This is a genomic window from Rossellomorea orangium (assembly GCF_019334305.1).
In the GTDB taxonomy this organism is placed as follows: Bacteria; Bacillota; Bacilli; order Bacillales; family Bacillaceae_B; genus Rossellomorea.
Genome location: NZ_JAHWGH010000001.1, coordinates 98,135 through 109,981, shown reverse-complemented (window position 1 = coordinate 109,981; position 11,847 = coordinate 98,135). Strand labels below are relative to the sequence as shown.

Genomic DNA, 11,847 nt, shown 5'->3' with positions numbered 1-11,847 from the left:
TCACCACTTTTTTCGTTGACCTCTTAAGAATCAGACCATACAATGAAAGTAGTTATTAGTATTTTTAGAATTTTCATGTAAGGTGCGAATGCCACTTGGATAAGACAGATCATACTCGTATCGGAAAGAATGCCATGCTTCTTCTCCTGTTAGACAGGGAGGAAGAAGAGTGGAATCGTCATTTCAATGAACTGAATTGGAGCTATTGCACCGGGAAGATCGGATCGATGGACAGTCAGAAGATCGTGGCCGCGATTGAAACGGCGGCGAAGCGGAGTGACCTTGTCCGGGAAGATCTTTACCGGGAGATGCACGCCTTGTACCACGCGATTATGGAAGCCTTAACCGGAGTCACCCGGGGACATACGCAACTTGGGGAGATCCTTCGAACCGTGGGATTGCGATTCTCTGTTGTAAGGGGCACTCCATATGAAAGTGAAGAGGAAGGCGAATGGATCGCTGTAGCGTTATACGGGACGATCGGTGCGCCCATCAAGGGATTGGAGCACGAAACGATCGGACTTGGAATCAATCATATTTAAATAATGAGAGCCTAGAGATATTAGTTGAAAGGAGGCTCGACCAAAGGCAGAAGTCTGTCTTTGGTCGAGCCTCCTTTTTGTGTGGGAATGTGAGCCGGGAGGTCCGTCCCTCGGCAGGTTAAAGCGTTAAAGAGAAAAAACGAGTAATGACAGCAAATATCAATGGGAATGAACCGAAGATAGCTTGTTTTTTTAGGTCCGTCCCTAATATAGAAGGAGTGAACCGAAATGGTGGAGTTGACGGGTTGTAGTTTGAGTTTGGATGAGGCGAAGAGGGTTATTTATGGGAAGGAGCACGTGGAGCTTTCGCCGCTGAGTATGGAGCGGGTGAGGAAGAGTCGTGCGGCGGTTGAGAGGATTGTGAAGGAGAAGCGTGTGGTGTATGGGATCAACACGGGCTTTGGGAAGTTCAGTGATGTGCTGATCGATGCGGATGATGTAGAGGAGCTTCAGTTGAACCTGATTCATTCTCATGCGTGTGGAGTGGGTGATCCATTCCCTGAGAACGTTTCACGTGCGATGCTTCTGCTAAGGTGTAATGCTCTGTTAAAAGGGTATTCCGGTGTTAGACCGGTCATCGTTGAACGATTAGCGGAGTTCCTCAACAAGGGAATCCATCCAGTGATCCCACAACAGGGTTCACTTGGAGCAAGTGGAGACTTAGCGCCTCTTTCCCATTTAGCACTGGCTTTGATGGGTGAAGGTGAGGTCCACTATCAGGGTGAAGTACATCAAACCCTGCCAGTCCTATCAAAAGAAAACATTTTCCCAATCCAGCTACAGGCGAAAGAAGGATTGGCACTCATCAACGGAACACAGGCGATGACGGCTATGGGCGTCATCGGATACCTGGAAGCGGAGGAACTCGCCTACCAAAGTGAAATGATCGCCAGTCTGACCTTGGAAGGATTAAGAGGAATCATGGATGCCTTCGACGAAGATATTCATTTAGTGAGGGGATATCCTCAGCAGGTCGCTACTGCTCAAAGAATCAGAGACTACTTACAAGATAGCAAGCTTACAACGAAGCAAGGGGAGCTCCGGGTCCAGGACGCCTACTCTCTAAGGTGCATCCCTCAGGTTCACGGAGCATCCTGGCAGGCCCTTGACTACGTAAAAGAAAAGCTCGAAATCGAAATGAACGCAGCAACGGATAACCCACTGATCTTCGACGATGGTGAAAAAATCATATCAGGTGGGAACTTCCACGGCCAGCCGATCGCATTCGCCATGGACTTCATGAAAATCGCCGTCGCAGAACTCGCCAACATCTCAGAACGACGGATCGAACGTCTCGTGAACCCGCAGCTCAACGACCTGCCGCCTTTCTTAAGCCCGCAGCCGGGTCTGCAGTCAGGAGCCATGATCATGCAGTACTGTGCGGCATCACTCGTATCCGAAAACAAAACCCTGGCCCACCCGGCGAGCGTTGACTCGATTCCGTCATCAGCCAACCAGGAAGACCACGTCAGCATGGGAACGATCGGATCACGCCACGCCTATCAAATCTTGCAGAACACAAGAAGAGTCCTCGCCGTAGAACTCATCTGCAACTTACAGGCAGCAGAACATCGAGGGACGGACCTCATGGCAAGCAAGACAAAACAATTTTACGAAGCAGCGAGAAAGGTCATTCCGTCCATTACAAAGGACCGGATCTTCTCGAAAGACATAGAAAAAGCAAACGAATGGCTGCAGCAAACAACCCTAAGCACACTCATCAAACCAACCAAAACAAAGGAGGAAACGACAAATGGTTAAGGCAGACAAACGAATCGTACACGTAAAAAGAGGGACGGACCTCGAATGTAAAGGATGGGAGCAGGAAGCGGTTCTCCGCATGCTCTACAATAACCTCGACCCTGAGGTAGCGGAAATTCCTGAAGAATTAGTCGTCTACGGCGGAATCGGGAAAGCGGCACGTAACTGGGAATCCTTCGACGCTATCGTCCACACACTGAGAAACCTTGAAAACGATGAAACCATGCTCGTTCAATCCGGAAAACCGGTTGGTGTCTTCAAAACTCATAAAGCAGCTCCGCGGGTCCTGCTTTCCAACTCGGTCCTCGTACCAAAATGGGCGAATTGGGAACACTTCCATGAGCTCGATCAAAAAGGCCTCATGATGTACGGCCAAATGACGGCGGGAAGCTGGATTTATATCGGAACACAAGGAATCCTGCAAGGGACATATGAAACGTTCGCGGCACTGGCGAAGAAGCATTTCAACAACTCCCTTAAAGGAACGATCACCCTTACAGCCGGCCTAGGTGGAATGGGTGGAGCACAGCCACTCGCAGTTACGATGAACGGAGGAGTCGTGATTGCAGTCGACGTCGATGCAGAGCGTATCCAAAAGCGTCTCGACACAAAATACTGTGATGTGAAAACCGATTCCATCGAAGAAGCGCTGATGATGGCATATGAAGCTCGTGACCAAGGCAAGCCACTTTCCATCGCTCTACTTGGAAACGCAGCAGAGGTTCATCATGAACTCCTCAAGCGTGACGTCAAAATCGACATCGTAACCGATCAAACATCAGCACACGATCCATTGAATGGCTATGTACCAGAAGGGTATACACTTGAAGCAGCGGCAGAGCTCCGCAAACAAGACCCGAAAGCATACACAGTACTATCACAAAAAAGCATGGCGAAACACGTGGAAGCGATGCTCGAGTTTCAACACCGCGGTTCCATCGTATTCGACTACGGTAACAATATCCGCCAGGTCGCGAAGGATGAAGGAGTCGACAATGCATTCGATTTCCCTGGTTTCGTACCGGCATACATCCGACCACTATTTTGTGAAGGAAAAGGACCATTCCGCTGGGCGGCACTGTCAGGAGATCCGGAAGACATCTATAGAACGGATCGCCTGATCAAAGAGCTTTTCCCAGAAAACGAAGCACTCAATCGCTGGATCGACATGGCCCAGGAACAAGTGGCATTCCAAGGTCTTCCTTCCCGCATCTGCTGGTTAGGCTACGGTGAGCGTGTGAAAATGGGTCTCGCCATCAATGAACTGGTCAAAAACGGCGAACTAAAAGCACCGATCGTCATCGGCCGTGACCACCTCGACTGCGGTTCCGTTGCCTCACCAAACCGTGAAACGGAAAGCATGAAGGACGGTAGTGACGCAGTGGGTGACTGGGCGATCCTGAACGCCCTCATCAACACAGCGGCAGGCGGCTCCTGGATTTCCTTCCACCACGGCGGCGGAGTAGGCATGGGTTATTCACTACACGCCGGAATGGTCGTTGTCGCAGACGGGACGGACCTTGCACAGGAACGCCTTGAACGAGTACTGACAACAGACCCTGGAATGGGCGTCATCCGCCACGTCGACGCAGGCTATGATATCGCTGAGAAAACAGCCGAAAAGCACAACATCCACATCCCAATGAACAAAGGAGGAGAATAAGATGACCACAATACAACAATTCGACACTATCATCGACAACATCGGCCAGCTCCTGACAATGTATCATGGGGACGGACCTCTAAAAGGAGAGGCAATGAGCAGTCTACCTGTCTTAGAAAATTCGGCCATTGCCATCAAGGACGGCCTTGTTGCCTGGATCGGCACACACGAAGAAGCACAATCCCTTAAAGCAACGGAACGAATCGACGCAGAAGGGAAGCTCGTCACACCAGGTCTCGTCGACCCGCACACGCACTTGGTATTCGGCGGCTCACGTGAACACGAAATGGCCCTCAAGCAGCAAGGGGTTCCATACTTAGAAATCCTGAAGCGTGGTGGCGGCATCCTATCGACAGTGGGTGCCACCCGCGAAGCATCAGAAGAGGAATTACTAACAAAAGCACGCTTCCACCTGAACAGAATGATCTCGTACGGAGTCACAACAGTAGAAGCAAAAAGCGGCTACGGTCTAGATCGCCAAACAGAACTCAAACAGCTGAGAGTAGCCCAAAAACTAAATGAGTCCCACCCGGCAGAAATCGTCTCCACATTCCTTGGAGCACACGCCATCCCGCCGGAGTTCAAAGGCCGTTCCGATGAATTCCTACAGGAAATGCTCGATCTGCTATCCGACATCGAAAAAGAACAACTAGCCGAATTCGTAGACATCTTCTGCGAAACAGGTGTATTTACCGTCGAACAGTCTCGAGAGTTTCTAAAAACGGCCAAAGAAAAAGGCTTCTCCGTCAAAATCCACGCCGACGAAATCGATCCACTCGGCGGAACGGAAATGGCAACGGAAATCGGAGCCACTAGCGGAGACCACTTAGTAGGAGCATCTGAAAAAGGCATCCAGGCACTCGGCGAAACCGACACCATCGCCGTCCTTCTGCCAGGAACGTCCTTCTACCTGAACAAAGGCAAATTCGCCAACGCAAGAGGCATGCTGGAAGCAGGAGCGGCAGTGGCCCTTTCCACGGACTTTAACCCGGGAAGCTCACCGACAGAGAACCTGCAGTTCATCATGAACCTGGCATCGTTACAACTAAAAATGACGCCGGAAGAAATCTGGAACGCAGTCACCGTCAACTCTGCTTACGCCATCAATCGTGGAGACTCTGCAGGGAAACTCGCAACAGGCCGAAAAGCCGACATCGTCCTCTGGGATGTACCAAATTATCACTACGTCCCATACCATTACGGAGTCAACCATACCAACACCGTCATGAAAGACGGATGTATCATATACCGCAAGGAGAAGCTTCATGAGCACATTTCAACACATTAAGCGGGCAGGAAAGGCACAGTTCAAAGACCGCTATACAACGAAAGCGGCCGAACTCCTGACACCGTGGGAAGAAGGGAAGAAAGGGGACATCGCCATCATCGGCGCCCCCCTCTCCAAACCCTCCATCTCTCACTCAGGAGCAAGCTTCGCACCCGACGCCATCAGACGGTGCCTGAATTCATTCACAACCTACAACATCGAGAGAGGGACGGACCTCCACGACAACCAGAAAACCATCATAGACTTCGGCGACATCACCATGCACCCGACGTCCATAGAAGAGTCTCATCAGCGAATCTATGAATCAACCAAAGCAGTAGCCGAAACAAATGCATCTACGTTCAACATCATCCTCGGAGGCGACCATTCCATCACCACATCAACGGTCAAAGCCATCAAGGAAACGAAGGGGACAGTGGGGATCATCCAATTCGACGCCCATCATGACCTTAGAAACACCGAGGACGGAGGACCGACCAACGGCACACCTTTCAGAAGATTAATAGAAGAGGGACATATCAAAGGAGAACATCTCATCCAGATCGGCATCCGCAACTACGCCAATGCGAAAGCCTATCATGACTACGCCATCGAGCATGGTGTAACGGTCTATACGATGAAGGACGTCAGACAACAAAACATAACCAAACTCATCCAAGAATCCCTAATCCAGCTGCAAGACAAAGTCGACACCATCTATCTATCCGTCGACATGGACGTCCTCGACCAGGCATACGCCCCAGGATGCCCCGCAATCGGTCCTGGTGGCATGCATCCGGATACGCTCACAGATGCCATCCAGACCGCACTGCAACACCCGAAGGTCAATACCATGGACATCGTCGAAATCGATCCAACCCTAGACATCAGAGATATGACGAGCAGGGTGGCAAGCTTACTTATCTTAAATACGTTAATCCAATAGTACTCAAAATGTGCATTCCAAACATCGGAATGCACATTTTGACTTTTCTTCGAAAAAAGTTGAGATAACCAACCATTCTCCCTAGTCTAATAAGTTATCGTTAATATTAACCAAAGAGGTCCGCCCCACACATTTAAGGGACGGACCTCTTTCAAATTTATTCAGAAAAAGTGAGACATTGCTCTTATCCATTTCGTCTAACATGAAATGGAAAAACAATAAGGATATGGAATTTCTTTAATATATGGAGGGACGGACCTCCCGCCATCTCGGAACGAGAACCACGCAACCGCACCACTCCAACGTTCCAAATGACTACCTGCGAAATAAGCGCTGAAAAGGGAGGTCCGTCCCTCAACAAGCACTATCCATTTATTTACAACTCGGTGCATTTATAGTAAACATTAGGGAGAGGGTTTTTATGACAGAGATATTACATCAGGTGAGAGGGGGGCTTGGGCGCTTGGACGATACGAAGACACATAGTGATCATTTGATTGAGACACTGATTGATCAGTATGAAACTCAGATTACGAAGCTTGCTTATATATACGTGCAGGATTGGTCGACAGCACAGGATATATGCCAGGAGGTTTTCATTAAGGCGTACCATTCACTGGGCAGCTTCAACCAGAATTCATCCTACAAAACGTGGATATACCGAATTGCCGTGAACCAATGCAAGGACTATAAGAAGTCTGCATACTTCAGAAGAAACACCGTGGTGGATAAATTCCACCGCATGTTCAACAAAGAAATCGCCGCTACACCCGAGCAGGAGCTCATTCAAACAGAGGAAAACAACAGCGTGTCAGCACAAATCTTCGCACTTCCCATGAAGTATAGGGAAATCATCTTATTATATTATTATGAAGAACTAACAACCGACGAAATTGGCGAACTACTAAATCTTAAAGCTTCCACCGTAAGGACCCGTCTGGACAGGGGCAGACAGAAATTAAAAACCTTGCTGCAAGGGAGGGGTACCGATGAATAAAGATCCTTTACACAATCTCAAAGACGAATTAGATAAAGAACTGTTTCAAAACATAGATATCCCAAGCCAGAAGCGAACGATCTTGACGAAAATCCAGAAACAAAAGAAGAAGAAGGGCTTCAACTGGAATATGGTTCTCAACGTAGGAATAGCGGCCGCCATCATTTTCATCGTATCCATTCTCGGCAGCAGCTACTTACCGAAAGATGAACTGGCCGATAAGGATCAAATGGAAGAAAATCAAGAGCCCCAGGATGATAATGACCACTCGGCCTTCATACCGGAGGACGACCTCCAAAAGAAAATCGATGAAGAAAAACAAGACACCCAAAATAAAAAACGCCAATCGCCGGTGAGGGAAGAAGGACCTGACACGGATGATATAAATAAGCCGGCTAACGAAAAAAAAGAAGAAAAGGAGACGGGAGAAGAAGTAACCTTGACTCCACCCGCATTCGACTTCTCTTCCATTATCGAGAATCCGGGTGAATTTAAAGACCAGGCATCAAAAGGAATCCTACATGGATCAGGTGTCGAAATTGGAGACACATACGAGAGTGTTACCGATAAATATGGGAATATAAATTTAGCTGTAATGTATGAGGGGGGGCCAGTCTACAGCTTAGGGGATAATTACTTGTTAAGTTTCACAGAAAAGCAGGGAGGGACTCTCCATAAGTCAGGGGTGAAATTTCAAGGTGATTCTTCAGTCACTGTAAAGCAAGTGATCAACGCTTTAGGGGATCCGTACTACTTTTATAACGAGATGAATGATCATGTCTCTCTCGAATATATCATTGGAGATTACGAAATATCACTGATAGTGGAAGGGCTGTATAAGCTAGATAAAACAGGCAGTGATTATAAAGTCGAAGGAATTGATTTAGAGGCAAAGGTAGTCCGAGTTGAGTTGGATTCGAAAAAAATGCCAATAGAATTTCTCACGAAAGAAGTCCGCTTCATCACAGAAGCAGATCTCAAGCTACCCATGCAGTTCAACAATACATGGTTCTCCCAAGCTAAAGAAAAAGTGATGAACTACGATGAAGTAGAAGACGTAACAATGAAAAAAATTGATGCTGAAGCCTCACTTATCTTCCAATTGAAAGTAAAAGAAGGAACGACGTCAGAAAGAGGAAAAGAGCTGACAAATGAGCTGATCCAGGAAATAACACGTATTTCTGAGAATGATACTGGGGAGGAGCGCGTTTGGGACTATTTCGCATACCGCATCCTAGTGACCTCTACTCCTAAGCTTATCGTCGAAGGCTACGGACTCAATATGTACGGAAGAAAACTGGCAGACGTTCCACCTGGCGAAAAGCCACACCAAACAACCGGCACCTACCCGCCTGAAATCGCATGGCACGAATTCTAATCACTAAGGTCCGTCCCTCAAGATTCTACAATATCCATAGAGGGACGGACCTCGCCGACGAAGTAAAAGCCATCACAGGGACATGACCAGTCGGATTGTGTCCCTACTCATCTAAAAAAAAGCTTTGGCGATGGGATCAGAAATACCCCGCCAAAGCTTTTTACCTATTCAATCAGCGAATAATATCATCCTTCACCAACCGTTCTTTATCATTTAAAGAAAATAACCCGGGATCCCACCCCTCTAATACCCCATATCCTCCGATAATCTTATCGTCCACTTCATATATCACCAGTTCCAAGTCATCGCCCGTCGTTTGCTTTTCTTTCAATTGATAAGTGGTAATGGTCGCATCTTTTCCTTGATACGGACTAAAATCAATTCCGGCAGCTTTCAATTTCTCGATATGTTCAGGACCGTGGTGTAATGTGACGGATTCTTCACCGATTTTCGAATCAACCATCCAATCAAATGAGGAAATATAGTCTATTTGTTCCTCATCAACGTCCTCTTTTGAAGTGTTGATTGGATTACATCCGTACAGAAGAAGGACCATTGCAAAGATCATATATGTAGATCGATTCATGCTAACAACCCCTTTTTCAAAATAGTAGCATATTTTACCAGTTTCAAACCGATAGAAAAATCGACAATCTCTTATATTTCCACATAAAAAAACCGAACCCCCAAAGGAGTCCGGTCATCCAAATATTATTTATTCCACATCATATAAACCGTCTTCGCTGCCTGAGCACGAGTAGCATTCTCTTTAGGAGCAAAGCGTCCGCTTCCATATCCCGTCATGAACTCCAACTCTTGCGCAGAAAGGACGTCTTCTACAAATCGTGAAGAAATTGATTTTCCGTCCTTATAGCTATTCTTAATAGTTGGTGTATAAGTTTTTCCATCTTTCACCTCGTAAGCACGGACGATCATGGCAGCCATTTCTTCTCGTGTAATCAATCGTTTCGGTGCAAACGAGTCCTTCGTAATCCCTTTTGTAATGCCTGCTTCATATGCAGCATTGATATCATCAGCCAGTACTCCACCAACATCCTTGAAGTGATTACCTTCAGCTTTTAAATCCAGGGCACGTGCAAGTAAAGAAACGAATTCACCTCGGGTGATAGAACCTTTTGGCTCAAACGTAGTGTCTGTTTTCCCGTGCACGATTCCTTTTTCAACCAGGGCATAAATATAATCTTCAGCCCAATGTCCGGCAGCCACATCGCTGAACTTCTTCACAGAGTCACTTTGTTTCAGCTTAATCGAATATTTTCCGAATCCGCTGTCCTGTTTGCCAAGGAATTTATACGTACTTGAATCCTTAATGTAATCTTGTGCTTTTAAAGACGTTTCAAAAACAACATTTGCATTTCCTTTCACCGGTGCAAATGACCAGTTTCCGTCTGCTTGAGGGTCGATCGTCTTTTTCTCCATGATGTAGTCGATAATGACATTACGGTTCTCATCAGGAGATTGGACGATAATTTCTGAGTTCTTCACTCCAGGAAATTTTCCACTGGCACGGTAGTTATTCGTTGCCACGATGAATTTTTGGTCCATATCGATCGGTTTTCCGTCAAACATCAGGTTCTTAATCCGGCTGGAGTCTTTGTTCACCAGCACACCCTCTGCATCATACTTCGTGGGCTCTGTTACGTCGATCTCGTAAGTCACTCCATCGATTACATCAAAGTTGTACGAGCGGTAATCCCCATTCACAAGATTCTGTTCGTCTGATTTATCAGGATCGATTTGATTAAATTGTCCGGCAGACATCTCAAGCCATTCTTTCACGTCAGCACCTGTCAACAGAACAGCTTGAAGCGTGTTTGGATACAGATATAAGTCAGATACGTTCTTAATCGCGATTTCCCCTGCAGGGATATCTGTGTAGTAGTCAGGATTTGCGCGGGTACCGGCTTTGAATGGTGCCCCTGCAGATAAGACAGGAATACCGTCATATTCAGTTCCCTTTATATACTTCTCTACATACCACTTCTGGGCATTGGTTACGATTTGAACGGAAGGATCATCGCTCACCAAAGCAAAGTAGCTGTTAATAGGAGAGGTTGTTTCCCCGACTGCACTGCGCACCCATTCAATCGTCGCGTCATGATCTTCCTTCACGGCGTCAAGGATATCTTGATCTGCCTCAACAGCAGGGGTACCGTCTTCTTTCAGAATCGAACGAGTGGAAGCTTCTGTATTCGTCACATTCCATTTTCCATCTACCAATTCCAATTCAAGGTCAACCAAACCGAGATGGTCTCCCCATGAACCAGGCATAACTGATCCAACACCGTTGATCGTCCCTTTTTTCACATCGACGCCTTCGATCCCGGCGTATGTTTCAGAAGGAAATACCCCATGAGAATGACCGAATAGGATCGCATTGATGCCTTCTACTTTCGAAAGATCATATGTTGCGTTTTCTTCCATGCCTTCTTGTGTGACATTTCCGATACCGGAGTGAGGGATGGCAACGATGACGTCGGCTCCTTCAGCTTTCATTTGTGGAATGAATTTGTTGGCTGTTTCGATGATGTCTTTTGCCACGACTTTTCCTTCAAGGTTTGCTTTATCCCACTGCATGATCTGTGGCGGAACGAATCCGATCACGCCAACCTTGATGGCATGTTCGTCACCATCTTCATCTGTCACTGTACGGTCAAGGATTTCATATGGTTTGAAGTAGTTCTTGTCATTGTCAGGGTTATCGTCTTGATCATCTACGTACACATTGGCGTTCACATATGGGAAGTTCGATCCTTTTAACGATGTACCCAGGAAATCAAGCCCATAGTTGAATTCGTGATTACCGATGTTTCCGGCATCATAGTTTAGTAGATTCATGGCTTTATAGACCGGGTGAGTTTCGCCATCTTGGAGAGGATTTTCCTTTGCTACATAATCACCAAGGGGATTCCCCTGAATGAGGTCGCCGTTATCGAACAATAAGCTGTTCTTGGATTCAGAACGGGCCTGTTTGATCAGGGTTGCCGTTTTGGCGAGACCATACTTATCAGTCGCCTTATCCTGGTAGTAATCATAATTGACGAGGTTCACGTGGATGTCTGTTGTTTCAAGAATGCGAAGATTGACAATGTCTTTGTCCATAACTTCTGCATATGTAATAGAGGGTGAAACTTGAGGAACAATTAAACCTAAAGCGAGAGCAGCACCTGCGAGTGTCTTCTTTTTCAAAAAAAATCTCCCCTTAATTGTGTAGTGTCAAACAGGATAATGATACCACACGGGGAATTGTTGTAATACATAAAAAATTAAAA

General features: G+C 46.9%; 9 protein-coding genes. 7 read left to right on the top strand and 2 right to left on the bottom strand.

Annotated elements, in window-relative coordinates; translation table 11 throughout:
• The first annotated feature begins 95 nt into the window (after window positions 1-95).
• The 7 genes from hutP (at window position 96) to KYJ26_RS00475 (ending at window position 8,554) form a co-directional block, all read left to right on the top strand.
• A complete protein-coding gene (gene hutP, locus KYJ26_RS00505; protein WP_224943861.1) occupies window positions 96-542 on the top strand; it encodes a hut operon transcriptional regulator HutP in 447 nt (148 codons plus the stop codon).
• A gap of 228 nt (window positions 543-770) precedes the next feature.
• Window positions 771-2,303: a histidine ammonia-lyase gene (gene hutH, locus KYJ26_RS00500; protein ID WP_219165431.1), complete on the top strand. Its 1,533-nt coding sequence runs from the start codon at window positions 771-773 to the stop codon at window positions 2,301-2,303.
• Window positions 2,296-3,966: a urocanate hydratase gene (hutU, locus tag KYJ26_RS00495; RefSeq protein ID WP_219165430.1), complete on the top strand. Its 1,671-nt coding sequence runs from the start codon at window positions 2,296-2,298 to the stop codon at window positions 3,964-3,966. The genes hutH and hutU overlap by 8 nt, the downstream gene beginning before the upstream one ends.
• A gap of 1 nt (window position 3,967) precedes the next feature.
• Window positions 3,968-5,254 carry an imidazolonepropionase gene (gene hutI, locus KYJ26_RS00490; RefSeq protein WP_257474807.1) on the top strand — a complete coding sequence of 429 codons (1,287 nt, stop codon included), beginning with the start codon at window positions 3,968-3,970 and terminating at the stop codon, window positions 5,252-5,254.
• Window positions 5,232-6,179 (top strand): formimidoylglutamase, encoded by a 948-nt coding sequence (hutG, locus tag KYJ26_RS00485; protein ID WP_219165429.1) that lies wholly within the window; start codon window positions 5,232-5,234, stop codon window positions 6,177-6,179. The genes hutI and hutG overlap by 23 nt, the downstream gene beginning before the upstream one ends.
• A gap of 421 nt (window positions 6,180-6,600) precedes the next feature.
• On the top strand, window positions 6,601-7,176 hold the full coding sequence (locus KYJ26_RS00480; protein WP_219165428.1) for a sigma-70 family RNA polymerase sigma factor: 576 nt from the start codon (window positions 6,601-6,603) through the stop codon (window positions 7,174-7,176).
• Window positions 7,169-8,554, top strand: coding sequence for a hypothetical protein (locus tag KYJ26_RS00475; RefSeq protein WP_219165427.1), 1,386 nt, complete (start codon window positions 7,169-7,171; stop codon window positions 8,552-8,554). Before KYJ26_RS00480 ends, KYJ26_RS00475 begins: the two co-directional genes overlap by 8 nt.
• A 172-nt stretch (window positions 8,555-8,726) precedes the next feature.
• Here KYJ26_RS00475 and KYJ26_RS00470 read toward each other — a convergent pair whose 3' ends face one another.
• Both KYJ26_RS00470 and KYJ26_RS00465 read right to left on the bottom strand, forming a co-directional pair.
• Window positions 8,727-9,140: a DUF4830 domain-containing protein gene (locus KYJ26_RS00470; protein ID WP_219165426.1), complete on the bottom strand. Its 414-nt coding sequence runs from the start codon at window positions 9,138-9,140 to the stop codon at window positions 8,727-8,729.
• A 125-nt stretch (window positions 9,141-9,265) separates the two neighbouring features.
• Window positions 9,266-11,764 carry a bifunctional 2',3'-cyclic-nucleotide 2'-phosphodiesterase/3'-nucleotidase gene (locus tag KYJ26_RS00465; protein ID WP_257474806.1) on the bottom strand — a complete coding sequence of 833 codons (2,499 nt, stop codon included), beginning with the start codon at window positions 11,762-11,764 and terminating at the stop codon, window positions 9,266-9,268.
• Window positions 11,765-11,847 lie beyond the last annotated feature (83 nt).

What these genes read in the sequence shown, in the direction of transcription:
- hutH (WP_219165431.1), top strand. Translation starts at nt 771, where the DNA reads ATGGTGGAGTTGACGGGTTGTAGTTTGAGTTTGGATGAGGCGAAGAGG.
- hutU (WP_219165430.1), top strand. Translation starts at nt 2,296, where the DNA reads ATGGTTAAGGCAGACAAACGAATCGTACACGTAAAAAGAGGGACGGAC.
- hutI (WP_257474807.1), top strand. Translation starts at nt 3,968, where the DNA reads ATGACCACAATACAACAATTCGACACTATCATCGACAACATCGGCCAG.
- hutG (WP_219165429.1), top strand. Translation starts at nt 5,232, where the DNA reads ATGAGCACATTTCAACACATTAAGCGGGCAGGAAAGGCACAGTTCAAA.
- KYJ26_RS00480 (WP_219165428.1), top strand. Translation starts at nt 6,601, where the DNA reads ATGACAGAGATATTACATCAGGTGAGAGGGGGGCTTGGGCGCTTGGAC.
- KYJ26_RS00475 (WP_219165427.1), top strand. Translation starts at nt 7,169, where the DNA reads ATGAATAAAGATCCTTTACACAATCTCAAAGACGAATTAGATAAAGAA.
- KYJ26_RS00470 (WP_219165426.1), bottom strand. Translation starts at nt 9,140, where the DNA reads ATGAATCGATCTACATATATGATCTTTGCAATGGTCCTTCTTCTGTAC.